At 46.4% G+C, this 22,946-nt stretch carries 18 protein-coding genes and 1 pseudogene; 9 read left to right on the top strand and 10 right to left on the bottom strand.

The window, feature by feature from the left end:
- Positions 1 to 94 precede the first annotated feature (94 nt).
- Entirely contained in the window at positions 95 to 1,213 is a 1,119-nt protein-coding gene (locus L3Q72_RS18620; RefSeq protein ID WP_275133660.1) for an AAA family ATPase, read from the top strand.
- Complete coding sequence (locus L3Q72_RS18615) at positions 1,206 to 1,964, top strand: hypothetical protein (protein WP_275133659.1); 759 nt, start codon at positions 1,206 to 1,208, stop codon at positions 1,962 to 1,964. Before L3Q72_RS18620 ends, L3Q72_RS18615 begins: the two co-directional genes overlap by 8 nt.
- Positions 1,965 to 2,007: 43 nt before the next feature.
- Here L3Q72_RS18615 and L3Q72_RS18610 read toward each other — a convergent pair whose 3' ends face one another.
- From L3Q72_RS18610 to L3Q72_RS18580, 7 genes are all read right to left on the bottom strand, one after another.
- Positions 2,008 to 2,343 carry a fructose PTS transporter subunit IIB gene (locus tag L3Q72_RS18610; RefSeq protein ID WP_275133658.1) on the bottom strand — a complete coding sequence of 112 codons (336 nt, stop codon included), beginning with the start codon at positions 2,341 to 2,343 and terminating at the stop codon, positions 2,008 to 2,010.
- Between the two features lie 107 nt (positions 2,344 to 2,450).
- Entirely contained in the window at positions 2,451 to 3,131 is a 681-nt protein-coding gene (locus tag L3Q72_RS18605) for a fructose-6-phosphate aldolase (RefSeq protein WP_275133657.1), read from the bottom strand.
- Positions 3,132 to 3,157: 26 nt separating this feature from the next.
- Positions 3,158 to 4,018, bottom strand: a complete 861-nt coding sequence (locus L3Q72_RS18600; RefSeq protein WP_275133656.1) for an NAD(P)-dependent oxidoreductase — start codon at positions 4,016 to 4,018, stop codon at positions 3,158 to 3,160.
- Positions 4,019 to 4,020: 2 nt separating this feature from the next.
- On the bottom strand, positions 4,021 to 4,908 hold the full coding sequence (locus L3Q72_RS18595) for a [formate-C-acetyltransferase]-activating enzyme (RefSeq protein ID WP_275133655.1): 888 nt from the start codon (positions 4,906 to 4,908) through the stop codon (positions 4,021 to 4,023).
- On the bottom strand, positions 4,898 to 7,198 hold the full coding sequence (locus tag L3Q72_RS18590) for a formate C-acetyltransferase (protein WP_275133654.1): 2,301 nt from the start codon (positions 7,196 to 7,198) through the stop codon (positions 4,898 to 4,900). Before L3Q72_RS18590 ends, L3Q72_RS18595 begins: the two co-directional genes overlap by 11 nt.
- A 174-nt stretch (positions 7,199 to 7,372) precedes the next feature.
- Positions 7,373 to 7,690 carry a PTS fructose-like transporter subunit IIB gene (locus tag L3Q72_RS18585; protein ID WP_275133653.1) on the bottom strand — a complete coding sequence of 106 codons (318 nt, stop codon included), beginning with the start codon at positions 7,688 to 7,690 and terminating at the stop codon, positions 7,373 to 7,375.
- A 100-nt stretch (positions 7,691 to 7,790) separates the two neighbouring features.
- Positions 7,791 to 8,861 carry a PTS fructose transporter subunit EIIC gene (locus L3Q72_RS18580; RefSeq protein WP_275133652.1) on the bottom strand — a complete coding sequence of 357 codons (1,071 nt, stop codon included), beginning with the start codon at positions 8,859 to 8,861 and terminating at the stop codon, positions 7,791 to 7,793.
- A gap of 509 nt (positions 8,862 to 9,370) precedes the next feature.
- Between L3Q72_RS18580 and ptsP the strand changes: the two genes are divergently transcribed.
- From ptsP to L3Q72_RS18560, 4 genes are all read left to right on the top strand, one after another.
- Positions 9,371 to 11,875, top strand: coding sequence for a phosphoenolpyruvate--protein phosphotransferase (ptsP, locus tag L3Q72_RS18575; protein ID WP_275133651.1), 2,505 nt, complete (start codon positions 9,371 to 9,373; stop codon positions 11,873 to 11,875).
- Between the two features lie 82 nt (positions 11,876 to 11,957).
- Positions 11,958 to 12,431 (top strand): heme-degrading domain-containing protein, encoded by a 474-nt coding sequence (locus L3Q72_RS18570; RefSeq protein WP_275133650.1) that lies wholly within the window; start codon positions 11,958 to 11,960, stop codon positions 12,429 to 12,431.
- Positions 12,432 to 12,441: 10 nt separating this feature from the next.
- Positions 12,442 to 12,747: a Dabb family protein gene (locus L3Q72_RS18565; RefSeq protein WP_275133649.1), complete on the top strand. Its 306-nt coding sequence runs from the start codon at positions 12,442 to 12,444 to the stop codon at positions 12,745 to 12,747.
- 284 nt (positions 12,748 to 13,031) lie between these two features.
- Positions 13,032 to 14,579: a response regulator gene (locus tag L3Q72_RS18560; RefSeq protein WP_275133648.1), complete on the top strand. Its 1,548-nt coding sequence runs from the start codon at positions 13,032 to 13,034 to the stop codon at positions 14,577 to 14,579.
- 291 nt (positions 14,580 to 14,870) lie between these two features.
- Here L3Q72_RS18560 and L3Q72_RS18555 read toward each other — a convergent pair whose 3' ends face one another.
- Both L3Q72_RS18555 and L3Q72_RS23430 read right to left on the bottom strand, forming a co-directional pair.
- Positions 14,871 to 16,814, bottom strand: a complete 1,944-nt coding sequence (locus L3Q72_RS18555) for an ATP-binding protein (protein WP_275133647.1) — start codon at positions 16,812 to 16,814, stop codon at positions 14,871 to 14,873.
- 20 nt (positions 16,815 to 16,834) lie between these two features.
- Positions 16,835 to 17,722: pseudogene (locus L3Q72_RS23430) on the bottom strand (ATP-binding protein); the annotation flags it as partial.
- A 1,380-nt stretch (positions 17,723 to 19,102) separates the two neighbouring features.
- Between L3Q72_RS23430 and L3Q72_RS18545 the strand changes: the two are divergent.
- Positions 19,103 to 19,738, top strand: coding sequence for a L,D-transpeptidase family protein (locus L3Q72_RS18545; protein WP_275133645.1), 636 nt, complete (start codon positions 19,103 to 19,105; stop codon positions 19,736 to 19,738).
- A 14-nt stretch (positions 19,739 to 19,752) separates the two neighbouring features.
- Here L3Q72_RS18545 and L3Q72_RS18540 read toward each other — a convergent pair whose 3' ends face one another.
- On the bottom strand, positions 19,753 to 19,914 hold the full coding sequence (locus L3Q72_RS18540; RefSeq protein ID WP_275133644.1) for a hypothetical protein: 162 nt from the start codon (positions 19,912 to 19,914) through the stop codon (positions 19,753 to 19,755).
- A gap of 222 nt (positions 19,915 to 20,136) precedes the next feature.
- Here L3Q72_RS18540 and L3Q72_RS18535 point away from each other — a divergent pair, with 222 nt between their 5' ends.
- Together L3Q72_RS18535 and L3Q72_RS18530 are read left to right on the top strand one after the other, a co-directional pair.
- A complete protein-coding gene (locus L3Q72_RS18535) occupies positions 20,137 to 21,057 on the top strand; it encodes a DMT family transporter (RefSeq protein ID WP_275133643.1) in 921 nt (306 codons plus the stop codon).
- Between the two features lie 82 nt (positions 21,058 to 21,139).
- Positions 21,140 to 22,945, top strand: a complete 1,806-nt coding sequence (locus L3Q72_RS18530; RefSeq protein ID WP_275133642.1) for an ABC transporter transmembrane domain-containing protein — start codon at positions 21,140 to 21,142, stop codon at positions 22,943 to 22,945.
- Position 22,946 lies beyond the last annotated feature (1 nt).

Raw genomic sequence — 22,946 nt, 5'->3', positions numbered from 1 at the left:
TGCGAGCCAAACAACACGGCCGTATTTTTTTTACGGCAGTTGAACTATAATGTGATATTTCTATGTTAACAAACTGAATATTGAGCACAGAAAGATGCTATGTAGTCTAAAGGTTAGAGGTTTCCGTAACTTCGGCGAAGAGTTTGAGATAAACCTACGCACTGATAAATCATATGAATTTAACTCACACGCTGTAGAAAATGGTGTTGTAAGCAGCGCTGTAATGTACGGTGGTAACGGTGTGGGTAAATCGAACCTTGGATTGGCGGTTCTTGACCTGACGTGTCACCTACTAGATAGCCCTAACATCATTCCGTCACTGCACCTTAATTACTTAAACGCTAGCATGGATGAAGATTCACTCGCAGAGTTTACATACAGGTTTGAGTTCGATGGTGTAGAAGTTGTCTACCACTACGGTAAAGAAAACTGTGCTGAAACCGTATTCGAAGAGCTCTATATTGAAGAAAACAAAGTCGTTAGTATTGACCGTAGAAAATCTGCGCTTGCTTCCTATAACCTTGTTGGTGCAGAGCACCTAAAGAATGATTTCACAGGTCGTAAAATATCACCCATTAAATTCCTTGAATCAAATGCGCTGCTCGAACCAAATAAAGAATCTGCGGCTTTTTTCCAGTTCATCAAATTTGTCGAAGGGATGGTATTTTTCCGTACGCTAACCAAAACAACAGAGTTTCACGGTAAACCTCTAGAAACAAAACGAATTTCACAGCGCATTATTGAGCAAGATAAACTAGAAGATTTTGAAGCCTTCCTCAATGAATCAGGTGTTGAGTGTAAGCTAATTCAGACTGGTGATGCAGGTAAGGAGCAAATCGAATTCGATTTTGGTAACAAAAGCATCGAGTTTTCACAGATTGCTTCTACTGGTACTGTATCGCTTGGCAATTTCTACTACTGGTATCTTAAAATGCTGAATGAAGAAATCACCTTCGCTTACATTGATGAGTTCGACGCCTACTATCACTTTGCCCTTTCTAAACGCATAGTGAAACTAGTGTCTAAAACATCGTGCCAGTCGATCATCACTACTCATAACAGCACTCTGCTCTCTAACCATGTGCTCCGCCCTGATTGCTATTACATCCTAGATCAGAATTCTTTGAAGCCTCTATACAAACTAACCGATAGGGAGCTACGCAAAGCACACAACCTAGAGAAAATGTACCGCGCAGGAGCATTTGATGAGTAGCAATGTCTTATTTGTTTTTGAAGGAGCAGGAGCAGAGCCTAACATTGCACGGAATTTAAGGAAAACAATACTCGATAGAGACAACAAGCTCGTAGTTCAAACTACTTACGGCATGAATGTCTATAAGTTGTTCAGTGAGATAACAAAAGATGAATATTTTGATACGTACGAATTCATTTACGAACAGCTAGAAAATAAGGTAAACCCAACAGATGATGACCTAGCGGTTATGAAAATAGAAGATCCAGAAAAGATAAGTGAAATATATCTGTTCTTCGACTACGACTGTCACTGCTCTAATGCTGACGATGACAAAATCCGTCAAATGGTTGAACTATTTAATAATGCTCAAGATAAAGGTCTGTTGTGTGTAAGCTACCCAATGGTAGAGGCTATTCGCCACCAAAAAGGTAACGAAGTTGAATACCTTACTCACAAGACGACAGATCTTACTAACTACAAGAAGTGGGTAAATGCAGCACCAGAAATGGACAAGCGGTTTCTCAACTGGGGTTTATACACTCAAGATTCCTGGGGTAGCATTGCCAAACAGCACTTATCAAGAGCAAACTGCTTGCTCACTGATGTTTTGGATCTACCAACATCGCCAATTTGTATGGTAGAGCTGTTTGAGAAGCAAATGGAGAAACATCGACCACATGACCAAGTGGCTGTAATCAGTGGTTTTCCTCTCATGCTTTTCGATCACTACGGTAGTGACACATATCAGGTATTAGGGTTAGTCGGTTAGCTAACCACACAGGGATGGGATAAAGAAAAACAAAGAAGAGCGACTAAACTTCAATAATCGTATTCGGTGGTGAGTTATATGCTTTGTCCAGTGCATCAAATACAGCTTCCGGTTGTCTGAGAAAATCGGAAATATAACTTTTTATCTGGCGGGTGCTGTCAAAACGCTCTGATTTTTCTATGGTGATATCTGCAACAATAATCGCAACATCCGCTTCATCGATTTTCTGCTGAGAAAGCTCGTTTTCCAGCCCTAATGCACCCTGGGTTTCAACAACAATATTGATGCCTTTTTTCTGGCAGAATTTTTCAATCAGCTCGGCAGCCATGTAAGTGTGTGCTACTCCGCTGATGCATGCTGTAACTGCGACGATTTTCATTCTTTTCCCATAAAAAATAGAGATATACCCCTAAAGTATATCTCTATTTTTGCGTATGTTGTTTTATTTGCTTTTAAATTAACCGTTTAATTCAGCAATTTTGTGGATTACAGCACATCCAGCACGTTTGTGCCTTCACCGTAAACAGATTCCCAGTCTGCAACAAAGCCTGCAACGCCAGAGTCTGTCAGCGGGTGGTTAAGCAGAAGATCGAATACGTCCGGTGCAATAGTCACAGACTTGCTGCCGGCTCTTGCCACTTCATGAACCTGCTGAACATTCTTAAATGATGCTGCCAGCACTTTTGCATTCTCCAGATTATGTACTTCCAGAAGGTGAGCAATTTCAGCCACTACCTGAACGCCATCGCCGCAGATGTTATCCAGACGGTTTACGTAAGGTGCCAGGTACTCAGCACCTGCTTTTGCTGCCATCAGCGCCTGCTGAGGAGTCAGGATTGCCGTTGCGGTAATCGGGATATTTTTCTCAGACATCAGCTTCATCGCCTTGATGCCCTGTGGGGTTACCGGAACCTTGATATACAGGTCAGGGTCAATTGCACGCATCGCTTCTGCTTCCTGAAGCATGATCTCTGCTGTCTTGCCCATCACCTGAACATGCAGAAGGCGCTCTTTACCGATGATCTCGCGAATGCTTAGCATTATCTCTTTAAGCGGCTTGTTCTCTTTAGCCACGATAGACGGGTTGGTTGTTACGCCATCCAGCGGGTATAGGTCAACGGCTTTGCGGATTGCGTCAAGGTTAGCTGTATCTAAAAAGTAAATCATGAGGGAGTCTCCACTAAATCTGTAAATTATTTCTTAAAGCCGAATTCTTTCAGGCAATTAGAAATAGCCTGCTTACTTTCGGTAAATACAACGCCCTGCGCCGCCAGTTTTGATGTATCTAAGCGAACATCACGGGTTTTCGGTGCATCATTGGCTTCAAGTACTTCGCCCCAACGCGAGCCCAGCCCCATTTCGGTCAGAATATGCTGAGCAATTTCGTAACGGCTTGCCGGGTTGTGTGCACCTGTGTGATACGTGCCATATGGAATGGTGAATATCTTTTCAAACTGGTCGATCAGCTCATGGATATAAGTCAGGCCACGGAACTCATTACGGCGCTCTTTCATTTTCTCGCCGCTAAACAGAGCCTGAAGTGTATTCCACAGAACGTTCGGGTTGATGCTGGTGTTGCGTTCAGGCAGACCAAACATCCAGGTAAAGCGAAGAATCCACATTTCATCAAGAATGCTCTTCAGCTCGCCTTCGGCTTCAAGTTTGTTCTGACCATAAATAGTGTCAGGGTTTGGCGTGTGCGCTTCGGTGTATGGCCCCGGCTCTTCGTTGCCGTTAAAGATCTGCTCTGTGCTGATAAACACCAGCTTAGCGCCAACAGTCTTACACGCTTTTGCAACATTGATGGCACCCTGAACGTTCACCTTATGGGCAATATCAGGATGTTTATTACAGAAATCCGTTACTGCGATAGCGGCTGCGTGAATAACATAGTTCGGCTTAACTTCTGCGAACATAGCATCAACCTGAGCGGCGTCGGTAATATCAAGCTGCTCAACATCGGTTGCCGTGATGTCAAACTTGTCCTGATATTTGTTGATAAAACGGGTTCCGAAAAAGCCATTTGCACCCGTGATCAGTATTCTTTCTTTCATCATTAACCTCCAATGATGACTTTATAGCCTTGTGCTTCAATATGGTTTTTCACAGAAGCAACTTCATCTTTAGTTGGAACCGTAACGTCTTTAAATTCGTATTCCATACCGAGAGTTTCGTATTTGTTTGCGCCGTACTGATGGAAAGGCAGGATATGAACCTCTTTCAGCCCGAATGGCTTGATAAAGTTCATCACCTTGTACACGTTTTCCATATTCAGCGTGTAACCCGGAATAAGCGGTAGTCTCGGGATAACATTTACGCCGTTTTCAACCAGCAGCGTAAAACCTTCCAGTACCTTCTCCAGGTTGATGCCGGTGACCTCTTTAGCCAGCCCCGCATCCATAATTTTGAAATCGAACAGCACTTCATCGCACAGCTGACCAATTTTCAGAAGCTGGGTATTGCTGCCCTGACCGGATGTCTCTATTGCGGTCTGATAACCCAGCTCTTTCAGCTTTTCCAGCAACTGGATAGCAAACGGAGCCTGGGACAGCACTTCACCACCGGAAAGGGTGATGCCACCGCCCGAGGTTCTGAAGAAGACATCGTCTTTTGCGATCTCTTTCATTACCTCATCCAGAGTCATATCGTGACCCAGGATCTCTACCGCGCCGGTTGGACATTCATCCACATCCATATCGCACACTTCACAGTGAATGCATTTTGCTTCGCGGCGAACTTTCTGTGGTTTGTGCGAACGTGACTCCGGGTTGGCGCACCACGGGCATTTCAGCGGGCAGCCTTTGAAAAAGACTACCGTTCTGATCCCTTCACCATCGTTTAGCGAGTAGCGCTGGATGTTAAAAACATGCCCGGTAGATGAGGCACTGCCAGCCTCATCCAGCTCCACAACATCAATCCGGTTTTCTGTGTTATTACAGTTCATGGGCAGTTCTTCGAATGATGTCGTCCTGAATTTCCTTAGACAGCTCTACAAAGAAGGCACTGTATCCTGCAACGCGAACCACCAGGCCGGCGTAATCTTCAGGTTTTTCCTGTGCCTTACGCAGCGTATCTGCGTTCAGTACGTTGAACTGTACATGCTGAAGCTTCAGCTTCATAAAGGCGCGCAGGAAGTCGCCCAGTTTGGCAAGGCCCTGTGGCCCTTCCAGCGTTGCCGGAGTGAACTTCACGTTCAGCAGGCTGCCGTTGGAAAGCAGGTAGTTATCCAGTTTAGAGACAGATTTCAGTACCGCTGTCGGACCCTGATGGTCTTTACCCAGCATTGGTGACAGACCACCATCAGCCAGTTGTTCGCCTGAAAGGCGACCGTCAGGGGTGGCACCTACAACCGCACCTAACGGTACGTGAGCAGATACGGTGTAGGAGCCCGGGGTAAACTTGCCGCCACGCGGGTTATCGTAGGTTTCTACTTCTTTACAGAACAGGCGAAGCAGTTCGGAGCCAAGGGCATCCACTTCGTCGATGTCGTTGCCGTATTTTTCGTATTTGTTGATCAGGCGGGCACGGATCTTATCGCCACCTTCCACTTCAAAGTTGTTGTCCATCACGTCGATAAACTCAGCAAAGGAGCTGCGTTTCTCTTCGAACACGTAACGCTTTAGTGCATGTAGTGAATCAGACAGGTTGGCGATACCAATGCCCTGAACACCAGAGAAGTTGTAGCGGCCGCCGCCGTATGTTATGTCTTTGCCGTTATCGATACAGTCGTTGATAAAGGACGACAGCAGCGGAACCGGAGCCCAGTCGCGGTGGCCGATATCGCAGATATTTGAACCATCGACCATCAGCTTCACATAGTGGCGGATATCGTCGCGGATCTCTTCCATCAGGCCGTCAAAAGTCACGCCCTCTGCATCTTTATTGCGTTTCAGTGCCAGTTCCATCACCTTAAGCAGGTTAAACATGGCAATATCGTGCAGGCCGTAGGTTTTGCCCGGGATAGACAGTTCAACACAGCCTACAACCGAGTAATCACGCGCATCTTCCAGAGAAACGCCACGGTTCAGGAAGGCTGGAACCACAACCTCGTCGTTGAAGATTTGCGGGATACCGGTACCAAGACGAATAGTTTCCGCTGTCTTGTTCATAAACTCGCGTTCCATAAACTCGTTTACGCGAACGCCCAGGTTTGGCTGAGGCAGTTGTACGCTCTGGTAAGCGTCAAGGCAAAGCGTAGACAGCTTGTTCACAGCGCTCTGGCCTGTTTCTGTCAGACCACCCAGCAAAATGGTGTAACCGGTCGGGAAGCCTGCGAAGAATTTAGCACTGCCTGAAGAGCGCAGCAGAACGATATCGTTGGTTTTGATCCAAAGACTCTCCAAGTACTCTTTCAGGAATGCCGGATCTTCACCTTTCTCAATGGATTTGTTGTAGAAAGGCATCATGTACTGGTCAAAGCGGCCCAGTGACAGCGAGCTTGCGTTTGATTCGTACTGAAGAACGATGTTTATGTACCAGAACAGCTGACAGGCTTCGATAAAGTCTTCTGGTTTTTCGGTGGCGATCTTGCTGGATATTGCAGCGATTTTTTCCAGTTCAGCTTTACGTGTTTCATTATCGCACGCCGCAGCCATCTCCGTTGCCAGCGCTTCATAGCGGCGGATATGGCGGATTGAAGCCTGAAGCAGGATCAGTACAGACTGATAAAATTCGTTGTCTGGTTGTGACTGGCTAAGGGTTTCCAGCTCATCAGTCAGTTTACCAAGGCCGTTGTCCAGCAGGCGGTCAAAGTCGATAATGATGTGGCCCTGACCTTTGTCAGTCTGGTTTACACTGAAGACTTTCTGCGCCACCGCTTCTTTGATGTCTGCCGGGATCTGGCTATTGATAAAGTCTTTCATGGAACGCTCTGACCAGTATGCCAGCAGCTGTTCGCGGTAAACTTTTTTGTCTTCTTCTGAGATGTAGAACTTATCCTGTGGGCGGGATTCAAAAATATCCAGCTCTTTGTCAATCCAGTATGGGTCCATCTCAGGGGATACGATACCCGCACGAGGTTTGATGGTGCGGTTACCGGCGACTAATTCGTCATCACGAATGGAGATTGCTACCTTATCTAAAATATGGGCGGTTGCCTTAGCGCGGCGGATTAGCGTGTGTTCGCCTTCAGTCTGTTTGTGACTTTCTGTGTAAAGCAGCGCGCGTTCTAGTGATATTTCTCTTTTGGCTGCAAACAGTGCTGATTTTAGTTTTTCAATTCTGGCAGTGCTCATGGCAAGCTCCGTGTGAGTGTTACTAATTGGTTGTTGAGCTATTTTAACTCCTCCCCTTTTGAAGGGGAGGTTGGGAGGGGTTAATTCCGTAGTTTAAATTAGATATGCAAAACTGATTTACTTCGGTGGATTTACCCCCTCTAGCTCCCCCTTGAAAAGGGGGAGAACAAAGGATTAAGCAGACGCCAGATGCGCTTCAATCTTATCCATTACAACAGCAGCACGCTTAACTGCGTCGCTTACGCCGATACGGATAACCGTTTTGCCTTCAAAGCGCTCCTGGTTTTTGATGTCGATGTCTTTTGTCAGGATAACAACGTCAGCTGCTGCGATTACGTTTGCAGACAGTTCGTTTTCGATGCCGATTGAGCCCTGAGTCTCAACATCGCAGTTCCAGCCTTTTGCCTTTGCTGCTGCTTCGATTGCTTCTGCTGCCATGTAAGTGTGTGCTACGCCTGATGGACATGCTGTTACTGCTACTAGATTTGTCATGATAATACTCTCCAAAGATATTTCTAATAAGGTGGGTTACCAGCCTGTGCCGGAGTGGCTGATAACCCGTTTGTTTGTGTTTTAATAATGATTTGTTTGATTAACCGATGCTGATGTCTAAATCGATATCGTCTTTTTCTTCTTTTGGCTCTTCTACTTTGCGACGAGCTTTAAGAAAGTTAACCAGAAGTGCTGTTACTACAGAACCAACAGCCAGAGCGATGATGAAGCTGAAGCGGCCTTCAACAACAGGCAGTACAATCAGACCACCCCAGGCTGCGAAACATTTAACACCAAGTAGTGCTGCTGTTACTGCGCCACACGCTGTACCAATCATGATAGAAGGTAGTACACGTAGTGGATCCGCTGCTGCGAATGGGATTGCACCTTCAGTGATACCCATAGTACCCATCAGGATAGATGCACGACCTGCTTCTTGCTCGTCTGCGCCGTATAGTTTCTTATTAAGGAATGTAGCCAGACCCATACCAACAGAAGGCGTTGCTACTGCTACTGCTGAGATACCTGCTACGTTGTAGATGCCTTCACCCACACAAAGGATTACGAAAGCGTATGCAACCTTGTTTACCGGACCACCCATATCGAATGCGATCATCAGACCCATGATAGTAGCCAGTACCACGATGCTTGAGTCTTGCATGCCTTTCAGGAACTCAGTCAGTGCAGCTGTACCTGCGCCGATTGGCTCACCAATACCCCATACGATTGCACCAGCAGTAATGAACGTACCAATGATAGGAATCACGAAAATTGGCATGATGGAACGTGCAAATGCAGGTACTTTAATCTTCTTAAGGTAGTGAACAACGATACCACCCAGCAGACCGGCGAAGATTGCGCCGAAGAAGCCAGTGTTGTACATGTTCGCGCCGATAAATGCTGCGATTGCAGATGGAGCAAGTGCTGAGCGGTCAGCGATAGAGTAACCGATATAAGCAGCCAGGATTGGAACCATCAGTTGGAAGCCTGCTACACCGATAAAGAAGAGATCGTGTAACCAGGTTCCTTCTTCAGGAACGGCACCTTCACCGTAAAGCATTACGGAAGCTGCGAGCAAGATACCACCTGCAACAACAAATGGAATCATGTGAGATACACCTGTCATCAGGTGCGATCTTGTGTTTTTAAGTATGGAAATGATGTCGTTCATAACCTTATTCCTTAGAGCACGAAGTTTAAATGAATTATAAAATTATCTTTTCACGTTTACTCGCTGCGCAGCGTTTGTAATTTTTGCCCTTATCACCAAAACAGTTATCCGGGCTGTGCTCATAATATAGTGAGTAAATGTGCTATGTAGTTAGAGGACAAAACGTCTATTTACTGGATATTTGTAAGATCGTAAAGAGAAGGTGATCTACCACACAAAAATATGGGTCAATCGTTATTTATAAGCTTGTGTAATTTAAGTGATTGATATGCATGGTTATATGTTCGTATTTAGAGTTCTTGCTAAGAATTAAATTAGAGATTGCTCACAAAAGTAATAGGATTTTTGATGTCTGTCACACCAAAGGTTGAATCTAACAAATGTCCAGTAAAACGAAGGTTTGTCCCATAGTGGCCCGGAAGACAAAGATCTATTGTGTAAAAAAGCAAATCTGCTCCGGAAAATGTTCCGGGCATAAACAGAATAAATAGTTCTGAGGTCCGATTAATATGAAAACTTTCTCTTTCTCATGCGAGCTTCCTAATGGTGTTCACGCTCGCCCGGCAAGCCATGTAGAAGCTCTGTGTAATGAATTTGATGCAGAGATCAAATGGCAGAACGAACGTACCGGCATTTCTGCCAACGCCAAAAGTGTGCTTTCTCTTATCGGGACAGACACCTTATTAGGTGACCAATGTCTGATCACTATTGACGGTGAAGACGAAGAAAAAGCGTTTGAGAAGATCTCAAGCTTTATGACTAATGAGTTCCCTCACTGTGACTCTCCGCTGGAAACAGCAGAAACAGAAGAAGGCGAGTTTATTGCTCTTCCACGTAACTTTACTAACCTGGAAGCTCCGGTAGTAAGAGGCAACGCGGTAAGTGGTGGCTTTGGTATGGGTAGCCTGATGCGCGTTGGTGCTATCAACTTTGATACTCTGACTGACCTGCCTGAAAAGCGTGAGTTGTCTGTGGAGCAGGAGTCTCTGGCAAAAGGTCTTGAGCTGCTTGTTAAGGGCTTTGGTCTGCAACTGAAAACAGCAAGTCATACGGAAGCAGAAGTAGTGAACGCTCACTTCTCTATTGTAAAAGATGCCGAATTTAAGCAGACTTTGGAGAGCAACCTGGTTGAAGGCCGTAGCGCTGCGGATGCCGTGATTGCGACAGCGAAACACTTTGGTGAGCAGCTACAAAAGTCTGCTTCTGCTTATATGCGTGAGCGTGAGCTGGATATCCGTGATGTCTGTTTCCAGCTTCTTCAGGCTATCTACGGTGAAGAGAAATTCTCAAACCAGCTTACACTGACGCAGCCGACTATCTGTATTGCTGATGACCTGACGCCAAGCCAGTTCCTTGAACTGGACAAGAACCTGCTGAAAGGCCTTATTCTGACTCACGGCGGCAGCACTTCGCACACTGTTATCCTGGCCCGTTCATTTGCCATTCCGACTCTGGTTGGTGTTGATGAGAGCAAACTGACAGCATGCCTTGACCTGGAAGTTCTGGTGGATGGCAACCTGGGCGTGGTAGCAACAGAAATCAGTGAACCACTTCGCCGTTACTATGAGCAGGAGCAGCGTGTTGCTGATGTGATTGAATCCCGTCAGAGCAAGTTCCGTGATGAAGCCGGTGTAACGGCTGACGGCAGAGTGATTGAAGTGGCAGCAAACATCGCGCACTCGGTTGAAGCAAAAGCAGCATTCGGCAACGGCGCAGAAGCAATCGGTCTGTTCCGTACAGAAATGCTGTATATGGACCGTACTTCTGCGCCTGATGAAGATGAGCTTTACAATATCTTCTGTCAGGCTCTGGATGCAGCAGACGGCAAATCCATCATTATCCGTACTATCGATATCGGTGGTGATAAGCCGGTGGATTACCTGAACATTCCTGCAGAAAACAACCCGTTCCTGGGTTACCGTGCGGTGCGTATCTACGAAGAATTCTTCGATATGTTCAAGACTCAGCTGCGCAGCATCCTTCGTGCATCAGCTCACGGCTCTCTGAAGATTATGATTCCTATGATTTCTTCACTGGAAGAGATCCTTTGGGTGAAAGATGTGCTTTCTGAAGTGCGTAAAGAGCTTCGCGCAGAGCATATTCCGTTTGATGAGAAAATCCCTCTGGGCATCATGATGGAAGTACCGTCAGTGGCATTTATCGTTGACCAGTGCTGTGAAGAGATCGACTTCTTCAGTATCGGCAGTAACGACCTGACTCAGTACCTGATGGCGGTTGACCGTGATAACGCGAAAGTGACCAAGCACTACAACAGCCTGAACCCTGCATTCCTGAGAACGCTTGACCACGTTGTGCGTGAAGTGCACCGTCACGGTAAGTGGATTGGCCTGTGTGGTGAACTGGGCGCGAAAGGCTCAGTACTGCCGCTGTTGGTTGGTCTGGGTCTGGATGAGATCAGTATGAGTGCGCCAAGCATTCCTGCAACTAAAGAGCGTATCGCTAAGCTGGACAGCCGTGAGTGCCGTCAGCTTCTGAACAAGGCGATGGACTGCAGAACCTCTCTGGAAGTTGAGCACCTGTTGGCACAGTTCCGTATGGATCAGTCTGATGCACCGCTTATCTCTCAGGAGTGTATTACTCTGGATAACGACCTGCGCAGCAAAGAAGAGGTTATCAAGACTCTGTCTGACAATCTGTTCCTGGCTGGCCGTTGCCGCTACCCGGCTAAACTAGCCGACGATTTATGGGCCCGTGAAGACGTATTCTCTACGGGACTTGGTTTTGGTTTCGCAATTCCTCATACCAAGAGTGAGCACATTGAGCAATCGACCATCAGTGTGTCTCGTTTAGCGAAACCGATTCAGTGGGGAGATGAGGAAGCTCAGTTCGTTATTATGCTGACGCTGAATAAACACTCTGCCGGTGATCAACATATGAAGATTTTCTCGAAACTTGCCCGTCGCATTATGCACGAAGAGTTCCGCCAGAATCTGATGAGCGCAGGCTCAACAGAAGAGATCGAAACTATGCTGAAAGCCGAGCTGGAACTGTAATTTTCCGCGGAAAATACTCTCCTCGGAGCCTTGGCAGTACCGGTAACCTGGTGCTGCCTTTTTTCGTAAAAGGACAAAGATAATGAAAGAGCTGTTGAATCAGATTTTAGAGCAGGAAAAGCGCCTGCAGTTTACCCATTTTTCCCATGAGCGTGCGTGGGAGCTGGGCTGTGCATTGAAGGAAGCGGCCGAGCAGAAAGTGGCTGGGGTTGCCATTGATATTACCATGAACGGCCTTTGCCTGTTCAGTTATGCCATGCCGGGTACCCGCATTGATAATGCGGAGTGGATAAGAAGAAAGAAAAACGTGGTTGAGCGTTACCAGAACAGCTCATGGTATATTGGCAACTATTACAAAAACAAAGGTGTCTCCATCGAGCAGGGCTCTCTGGTGGATGCGAAAGAGTACGCACCTTTTGGTGGAAGCTTCCCTCTGGCTGTCCGTAATGTTGGGATTATCGGTACAATTACGGTATCGGGCTTACCTCAGGTAGAAGACCATCAATTGATTGTTGATGTTCTGGAAGGCTTTTTGTCAGAGGAAGAAAAAATTTAAGGAGCAGAGAATGATACGCCACATCATGTTAGTGGAAACCCGGAAACAAGCCACTCAGGAAGAGATGGATGCAGCGCGCAATGCATTTATGAATATTCCGGCTAAGATTAAAGGAATTGAGGGAGTAGAGTGGGGCATGAATGACAGCTCTGAAGGGAAGAATAAATCCTATGATCTGGCGATTCTGATGACCTTCAGTGACGAGGAAACCAGGCAGAGTTACCTTGTTCACCCGGAGCACGATGCGCTTAAAGTGCACTTCAGGAAAATCATTCAGGATATTGTTGTTTTTGATTATACCCAGTCTGAGATATAACGGTTAATTTCTGTTCTCTTAACAGGCATCATGAGGCTAGTAACAGATATATAAACTATACTAATGAGTGAATTATCTTTTTGCTGTGAGGAGTAAGAGTCAGAGGTTTCTGAGATACTTGTTGCATAAAGGTTGTAATACCGATTGATGCCGATGTCTCACTTCTAACTCAATACGGAATAAGCAGTCAGAATTTGCTTGATATTTTGTAACAAAAAAGCGTTACTATTAAGTGTTGTGTTACAGAAAAAATTAAGCTTTTTTAGCTTCGGAGTGAGATCGAAATGGAGTTGTTTGCAGACCAACGGCAACAGGACAATAACGAGCAAGTTAATAAGGATCTGGGTAGAACCTCCCTTGTACCGTGGAAGGTATTGCTTATAGATGATGATGTTCAGATGCATCAGATCACTAAGCTGGCCTTAAGCGGGTTTGAATTTCAGGGAAGGAAACTGGAACTGTTATCAGCATACTCCGGTGCTGAGGCGAGAGGTATCCTGAGTAATCATAATGATATTGCGGTGGCTCTTGTCGATGTTGTTATGGAAACAGAGCATGCCGGCCTGGATCTTATCCGCTATATCCGCAAAGACCTGAAAAACAGTATGACTCGCCTGGTTCTGAGAACCGGTCAGGCGGGGCAGGCTCCTGAAGATATCGTTATTCAGGAGTATGAAATCGATGATTACAAAGAAAAGACCGAGCTAACCACCCAGAAACTGCGTACGCTGCTCTATTCAATGCTAAGGGCATACAGAGACCTGTGTATTATCGAAGAGCAGAAAGAAGGCCTGAGTAAGGTTATCGAAGCGTCTGCAAATGTTCAGAATACGAATACTCTGAAAACCTACGCTTCGTCCGTTCTTAATCAGCTGACCTCGCTTCTGGATCTGGATGCTTCGGCATTTTACTGCATCGTTCAGCCATGCCCGGACAGTGAAGACTCAAGAGCTCTGACACTGGCTGCAACGGGCGAGTATGTTAACTTTTATCCCGTTTGCTCCTTTGACCTTTTGCCTGAGACGGTAGCGAAGCGCTGTCGTGAGTGTCTGGATAAAGGCGAGTCAACACAGTACGAAGACGCTTATGTGTTCTATTCGGCTGATGACAGAAAAGTGATGAGCATTCTTTATGTCAATCTTAATGACGAGCTGCAGGATCTGGACCGTCAGCTGCTTAAAATTTACATGCATAATATTGCGCTGACCTTTGAAAATCTGAATTTGCTGGTGGACCTGCAGGATACGTCGAAAGAGCTGGTTTATAACCTGGCCAACGCCGTAGAAGCGCGTAGTAAGGAAACGGGTGCTCACGTACAGCGGGTTTCTATGATCTCCGAGAAGCTGGCTAACCTTTACGGTCTGAATGAAGAGCAGACGCTTTTGATCAAACACGCCTCTCCGCTACACGATATTGGTAAAGTGGCGATTCCTGACAGCATTCTTCATAAGCCGGGTAAACTGGATGCAGAAGAGTGGGAGATCATGAAAAAACACGTCGATTATGGCGTGGAGATCCTGAGCAAGTCTAAGCGCCGTCTTATTACGGTTGCCAAAGATATTGCGGCCTATCACCATGAAAAATGGAACGGCACCGGTTATCCGGGTGGCCTGAGTGGCGAAGATATCCCTATCGTGGGCAGAATAACAGCCATTGCTGATGTGTTTGATGCCCTGGGTTCAAAGAGAAGCTACAAGGAAGCCTGGGCGGACGAAGATATTAAAGCGGAGATTATCGCCCAAAGCGGTATCCACTTCGACCCTCAACTGGTTGAATTGATGGTGGGCCGCTGGGATGAGTTTATTGAAATCCGTAATATGTTCCCGGATTGATATCTTTACTCCCCCCTGCTTTCCTTACCTTCACGCTCTAAAGTGATCCCTCGTTCCCACGCTCCAGCGTGGGAATGCATATCAGAGCCAAAGAGATCACACACCATATAACGATCAGAATATTTCCCCTTTCTTCACGTTAATCTATTTTACTCTTCTAATTCAATGGGTTATTTCTTGCGGTGTTCTGATTTGGATTATTGGCTGTTGTGCGTTATGCATTACGCCTTAAGCCGAGGTATGCATTCCCACGCTGGAGCGTGGGAACGAGTGGCATGGTGGGAGAAGTAACTACTCTTCAGTAAACTCTTCCAGCGACAGTGGCAGTTCTTTTGGTAGCTTAAACACAAACTTCACACCTTCCCCCGGTTTTGAGTCAAATTCAAGGCTGCCCTTAAGCTTCTGGCGTACAAGGTTAAATACCAGGTTCAGCCCCAGACCAGAGCCGCCACGGCCTCGTGTGGTGGTATAGAATGGCTCAAATATTTTCTGGTGCAGCGCTTCGTCTACGCCGCAGCCGTTGTCGCGGTATTCAAACACGACGTTGTCTCCGTCTTCGGTAAAGTTCAGTGTTATTTCCGGTTTTTCCGCATCTTTAAAGGCATGGTTAACACTGTTCAGTATCAGGTTGGATACCACCTGAGTCAGAACGCCCGGCAGGCTGTTCATCAGCAGTTTATCGTCTCCGATAATTTCCGGTTCAACCGGCACTTTTTTCGTTCTGGAGTGCAGACTGGCAAGCAGCGATTCAAGCACTTTCTGAATCGCAAACTGGCTGCGGCTTTCGGACACCTGATCAACCGCGGTCTGTTTAAAGTCACGGATAAGTTTAGCTGCGCGGTTCAGGTTATCTTCCAGCATGGCGTTAGTATCGTTCATTCTGCTCATCAGAGCGGAGAATTGGGTACTGGTCAGAGTCTGAGCTTCGAAGGCTTTGTTCAGCTCGGTTACAATCTCCTGAATAATGGAGGCTGCGGTTACGGATATACCAAGCGGCGTGTTTACTTCATGGGCAACACCGGAAACCAGTCCACCTAATGCCGCCAGTTTTTCTGATTCCACCAGTTTTTCCTGAGTTCTTTCCAGGTTTTCCATACTGGCTTTCAGATCATGGGTACGCTCTTCTACCTTCTTCTCCAGGTTCTCATTCAGCTCTTCAAGGTCAATAAGGGCTTTTTGCAGCACGGTAATATCGATGGCCGTTCCCCTGAAACCAAGGAATTCGCCTTCATGATAATTGGCGATAGCCTGAAGCAGCAGGTAGTGAGTGACGCCATTGATCTCCACTTTTTCCTGACAGAATTCAAATGACATTTTGTCATTGATGTATCCAAGAAAGTTATTTGCCGACTCAAATATCTCCAGCTCAGTGATATTCGGATAATTGGCCGGATCAATACTGAGGTGTTTTTCCATCTCAGTAGAAACGTAAATCAGGCTGCCGTCCGAGTTGGTTTCCCACAACCAGTCCGAAGAAACGTTAGCAAAGTCGGTAAAGCGTTCCTGTTCGTACTTGATGTTTTTATACAGAGTGGTCAGACGGTTGGTGATCCGGTTGGTTTCATCTCCCAGCCACTTCACTTCATCCTGCTTAGACATCAGGATTTTTCTGTGGCGCAGAACCAGAGGTTTTCTTGGATGGCGGGGATTATAGTTTCTCAGGTAACGCGCAATCAGGAATATTCGTTTGTTAATACTTTCATTAATCACAAAGAGGATAACCAGACAGACAATCATGGTTTTAATACCGTTGATTATCAGGGTGGCCACAAACTGTTCAATCAGGTAATCATAAATCTCCTGAGCATCAGAGTGAACGTAAAGCGTGCCAAGGTATTCTGCCTTTGAGCTGGGTGTTTTCCGGTAGACCACCGGGTAGCCGTTAATTACCCTGTTTACCGGGATTGCTTTACCTGCGGTAAAATTATCGTGCGCGGAGCGGATTTCCAGATAATTGATTCTTGGCAGGTTCACCAGTCCTTCCAGACGCTGTTGTACCAGTTTGAGGTCGAACTCCCACAGGGAAGCCGCAAGCAAAGGCACGTGCACCATCTGGATTTCCTGATGCCTTGCCTCCACTGCGTTAAACTCCCGGGTATAGTCCCAGGAGAGCTGAAGCAGTGTGGCCGATAAGGTTACGGTACTACTGATAAGCACCATGATAAGAATGATGCGTTTACCAATTCCACTGAAGATAGGGCTTTTGATACTGTCTTCCAGCTTAACTCTCTTCATATCAATCCTTTATTTGCTCTTCAGACCAGACCGTTTTCATTTTCCAGCTCCTGCGGAATGGTAAATACAAAATGCACGCCCTGCCCGCGGCTGGATGTAAAGCTCATATTACCTTTAAGCCGTTCATGAATCAGGGTATCCACCAGATTAAGGCCCAGACCGTTAGCCCGGTTGGTGGAGAAAAATGGTTCAAATACCTTTTCATGCAGAGAGCTGTCAATTCCACATCCGTTATCTCTGTATTCCAGAATGATATTGTTTCCGGACTCTCTGAAGGAAATATTAATGTCCGGCTCAGACTGGTCAAAAAACGCGTGTCTTGCACTGTTCACCACAAGGTTGGAGACAATTTGAGTAATTGCCCCCGGATGACTGATCATCATCACCTCATCATTGCCCATCAATACCGGGACAACCGGTACTTTCCGGGTTTCTGGGTACAGACTGGAAAGCAGTGCCTTGAGGATCTCCTTCAGGTTAAAGGAACATTTGCTGTCGGTGATCTGATCCACTGCGGTCAGTTTAAAATCATGGATAAGGCGGGTACCCCGGTTAAGGTTCTCATCCAGCATATCGGAGCTTATGGTAAGCCGTTCCATCAGATCTTCAAATTGGGCGCTGGTCAGAGTCTGCGACTTAAATGCCTCCAGAAGGTCGTCCCGGATATCCTTAATGACAGAAGTGGCGGTAATCGAAATTCCCAGTGGCGTATTCACTTCATGAGCAACACCGGCAACCAGGCCGCCCAATGCAGCCAGTTTTTCTGATTCAAGCAGCTGTTTATTTGAGGTCTGGGTTTTAAAAATCTGCTGTTTCAGGCTATCACGCATAATGACCACATCTTTACTGAGATCATCAATTTCGTTATTGCCGGTTATCTCTATCTCAGCGGAAAGGTCACCTTCAGAAACCTGCTTTGAAAATGAAGAGAGCTTTTCCAATTGAGAGTTGATGCTCTGTGCAACAAAATAGCTGGCAATCAGAAACATGATGATAGCCAGGGCGGTGAGAATCAGCACCAGCGAAAGGTTCTTAAAGGCTGCGTATTTTGTATCTTTGTAAAAGTTATCCAGTTTGTTTTCGGCGAAGTGCTTAATGCTGCTCACCACCGCCGTTAGCCGTTGAATGTGATTGGCACCTTCGGAGATGGTGATGTTGTACGCCAGATCTGGCCGGTTCAGGGAGCGGTAGTTAAAGACCTTTTGTCGGATAGGAGCCCAGTCGATAAATAACTGTTCGAGTTTTTGTATCTCATCCAGGTCGCCAAGGAAACGGTCGTGCAGAATATCGAATCTTTTTAAGGTGTCATCGTGGAGTTCTTCAACCACGCTTTCAGCGGTTTTAAGATCTTTGCCCAGAGCGATGTCTTTCATTTCTCTGTGGATCAGGACGATATTCAGCTCAATCTGGTTCACCGCTTTGGAAACGGTAACAGGGTGGTCGTACATATTATCCAATAGTGTACTGACCTTGCTAAATTGCAGGTAGTCAAAAAGGAGAAAAACCAGCAGGCAGAGGATCGAAAGCATAACGATAAATGCTATCCTCAGTTTAACTGAAATTGACTTCAAAAATACGGTCATGTCTCTTTGTTCTTATTCGTTATTAACCAATACATAGCGTAGACCAATTTGCCGCCTACTGACGTTACTAATCTCAAGATTTTAGTTATTTATCATGCCTTAATTAACGTATTCTTTACAAAGTTTATCCTGCCACCTTTTTAACTGGATCAACAAACCTGAAAATTGTTACAGACAGATTTCAGTTGTTCACCAAATTGTAAGAAAGTGTTGAAAGTGCAGCTTTAAGACTTTACTAGAAACAAGCATTACATCATAGTGCCGCCTTTGTGATTCTATAAAGACCATAATTTCTGGTTATATAAAATAACATATTGAATAATAATGAGTTACTATTTTCTTTGTGGCTCACTGGCGAATGAGAAGGTAGCGTGGAATGAGTTCTAGTTCTGATCACCGGGTGCTGATTATCCGATCCTATTGTAAAAAGATTGGTAGTTTCTGCACTTCGCCTGTGGTTATTGTATTTATGTTGTTTGTTTTGTTATGGAATATCCCAAGTCATACAGAGCTGCCGTTTCAGGCGTTGCATGCACTGCTATGTTCTCATGGAACTCATGCTCCGTTATTGTCAGGAATAAGTCCGTAGATATAATACCAGTACCAGTAATTAGTCCGGGGAAAGCTTTGAAGTCAGTTTTATCGTGTTTCTTGTTTTGTTGTCTGATACTCCCGGCTTATGGCTTTTCTGAGGATGGTGAATCTATGACACAAGCGAAGGAGACAGAACAGAAACGAACGCTGGGTGAAGCGGTAGAAGTCTTTTCACCAGTTGCCCGCGGAGAGCTTATTCCCCTGTTTGAAAGTGCATCCGTTGCTTACCCACCTGAAAAACTGACTCTTCTGGCCATTAAAGGACAGCATATCCTTGAGGCCTGGGCTTTTGATAAACAGAATCAGCCCAGATTTATTAAGCGCTATTTTATCTGGGGAGCCAGTGGTGGCCCCGGCCCTAAACTGACCGAGGGCGATAAACAGGTTCCCGAGGGGATTTATCAAATTGTAGGGCTTAATCCGGGCAGTAAGTTCCATTTATCGCTGGAGCTGAATTACCCCAATGAGTTTGACCGGAAATGGGCGCTGGCGGAACGGAGAGCTGATCCCGGAGGCAACATCTTTATCCATGGCAAATCTTCTTCCGTGGGCTGTCTTGCAATGGGGGACAAAAATATCGAAGAACTGTTTATTCTTGCGTACGATACCGGCCTTTCCAATATTGAGGTGGTGATTGCACCGGAAGACCCAAGGGTTCGCCCGCTTGAACTGCACGAAGACGCCAAGCCCTGGGTTTATACGCTTTATCGCCAGATAGAAGACACGTTTCGACCGTTTAGGAAATAACCGGCTTTTGCTGATTATGCGTCAGAGCTGTCTCTTTTGTTTTTCTTCTCTACCATAATCCAGAATTCGCAGGCGGCTCTGTCTGCTTTGGTCGGGTTTCCCCAGGCACCGCATATATCAACAGGTTTGCCAGAATTTCTTTCAAATTGACGGCAGTTGCCACAGCATTTTCTCATTACAGGTTTCCTAACTCTTATTCCGGCCGCACATTGTGCGATGCATGACTGCAGGGGTCAACAGCCAGTTCGGGAATAAACGTCGGCAGCTTTTAAAATAATAAACAAGGCAGATTCTGCATTTGTAAGTTTTACTTACATTTTTGGTTAATTTAAATCGATTTTTCTTTTTCTCTGATTCACTAAAATAGCCCTGTATCTGATGAATTCTAAGAGAAGAAAATGCCAGCGAACCTTTATGCCACGCTATATATGCTTGCCTCCACCTTTAGCCTTTCTTTAACAGGTCTGTTTTCAAAGTCACTGTCCGGAACCATGAGTACCGAGCTGCTGGCGTTGCTGCGTCTGCTGATCCCAGCACTTATTCTGTTAACCGGAGCCGTTGCATTCAGACAGTTTCTGCCGGCGCGGTCAATAATTAAACCGATAGTGATGAGAGCCCTGTGTATCGTTGGTTGCCAGCTCTGTTTTCTGAAGTCACTGGAAGTGCTGTCACTGGTTGAGGGCGTAGTGTTATTTGCTACCGGGCCACTGTTTATCCCTGTTCTGGAGAAGCTGTTTTTTAAGGTACAGATCAAGACAGAAACCAAGTTTGGCCTGGTTGCCACCTTTGTTGGCGTGATAATGCTGGCCGGAGATGTTTCGGGCATTCAGCTTAAGCCAGAGCTCTTGCTGGGTCTGGCGGCAGGTCTGTTTAATGCCGGTTCTCAGGTGAGCCTGTTCAGGGCGAGTAAGGGAGATATGGCGCTGATGTCTCTGAATGGATGGACATTTATTATTGCCTCGGCATGCCTTGTGCCTTTAATTTTTGTCACCGGAACCAGCCCGGAAGATCAGAGTCTGCTGCTAAGTCCGGATGAACATTTATGGATCTGGGGTTCAATGCTTATCTTTTCGGTTGCTGTGGTGTCCAACCAGATTTTCCGCTCCAAAGCATATCAGTTGGCAGAGAGTAATTCTCAGGTCGCACCGCTAATCTACACCAACCTGATTTTTACTGTGGTCTGGCAGCTGACTTTCTTTGATGAAAGTTTTTCTAACTACCAGATCACAGGGATTGCTCTGATTATTGTCGCCAGCCTGATGAATAGTTTTGCAGCAAAATTTCTGAAAAAAGCCTCTTTTCGGATTCGCTCTATTTAACATTTTTATAAAATTTCCAACCTTCTCTGCGGTATCTATTAAACTTTGATTAAGGTCTCAGTTATTTGCAGATGAGGGTTGGATGCAGGGGAGCAGAGCGGCAGTTGCCGATGAACTACAGGGTAAGAATACACCTGACAAAAGCAAGCGTTTAGCCATACTGCTGGAGCTGCGTCAGTTTATCCGGCCTTACCGAATGCGCACCATAGCTGCGCTGTTTGCCCTGGTTTTTACCGCCGCACTGACCCTTTCTGTGGGGCAGGCACTTCGGATGATGATCGACTCTGGTTTTGCCCAGCACTCCTCTGAGCAACTGCAAATGGCCATCATGTTTATCATGATTGTTACCAGCATGATTGGTGTCGGGACCTACGCCCGTTTCTATCTTGTTTCCTGGCTGGGGGAACGGGTCAGTGCCGATATCCGTATGGCGGTTTTTAATCATGTGATCACTCTGCCTCCGGGCTATTTTGAAACCTGTGGCAGTGGCGACATTATGTCCCGGATCACCACAGACACCACTCTGCTTCAGACCATCATTGGTTCCTCATTTTCAATGGCAATGCGCAGTACTTTATTGCTAATTGGCGCAGTGATGATGCTTTTTGCCACCAATATAAAACTGACCTTTGTCGTTCTGCTTGCTGTTCCATTAATCCTGGCTCCGATTCTTTACTACGGACGCAAGGTAAGAGCGCTATCGCGCAAGAGTCAGGACTCCATGTCTGATGTGGGCAGTTATGCCGGTGAGGCGATTGAAAATATTAAAACGGTTCAGAGTTATAGCAGGGAAGAGGAAGAGAGCGAGCTGTTTTTTAATGAGGTAGAAAGAGCCTTTCTTATCGGAAGGCAGAGGGTTCAGCAAAGAGCGCTTTTGATTGCCGGTGTTATTGTGATTGTCTTTGGGGCCATAACCGGCATGCTCTGGGTTGGTGGCAGCGATGTGATTTCAGGCAGGATGAGCGGTGGCGACTTAGGGGCTTTTGTTTTTTATTCCATCCTGGTGGCATCCTCCATGGCAACGGTTTCGGAAGTGCTTGGGGAGCTGCAAAGAGCGGCGGGCGCAACAGAGCGACTGGTTGAAGTGCTGCAGGTCCGTAGCAATATCCAGCCCCCGGTGGACGATGTGGTTTCTGCATCTGAGCTGGAAGCCGAGGTTTTGTTTGATCAGGTGACTTTCAGTTATCCGTCACGGCCTGACCAGTCTGCGACCGAGAAGCTCACATTAAAGGCGGAAAAAGGCAAAGTTCTGGCTCTGGTTGGTCCGTCTGGTGCAGGAAAAACCACGGTATTTGAACTGATACAGCGTTTTTATGACCCTCAGTCCGGCGTGATCCGGTTAGGTGGCGTTGATATCAAACGGACTGACCCGAAAGATCTGCGGCAGATGATGGCGCTGGTTCCTCAGCAACCGGCACTGTTCAGCTCGGATGTGATGCACAATATCCGCTATGGCAGACCGGAAGCCACCGATGAAGAGGTGATTGAAGCGGCTAAAAAGGCCAATGCGCATGAGTTTATCATCGACCTGCCGGATGGCTATTACAGTTTTCTTGGTGAGCGGGGTGTCAGGCTGTCCGGAGGCCAGCGCCAGAGAATCGCCATTGCCAGGGCGATTTTAAAAGATCCGCATATTCTGCTGTTAGATGAAGCAACCAGTGCTCTGGACAGTGAAAGTGAATACAAGGTTCAGCAGGCGCTTGAAAGCCTGATGCATAACCGGACGACACTGATTATCGCTCACCGGCTTTCCACAATTCAGCATGCTGACAAAATAGCGGTACTGGAAGAAGGCAGCCTGGTTGATCTGGGTGACCACAACTCATTGCTGGAGAGCTGCGAGCTGTATCGCCGGTTAGTGGAATTGCAGTTTAAGAACTTCCAGTAAT

It is taken from the genome of Vibrio sp. JC009 (genome assembly GCF_029016485.1).
Taxonomy (GTDB): Bacteria; Pseudomonadota; Gammaproteobacteria; order Enterobacterales; family Vibrionaceae; genus Vibrio.
This window is presented reverse-complemented; position numbering and strand designations above follow the sequence as displayed.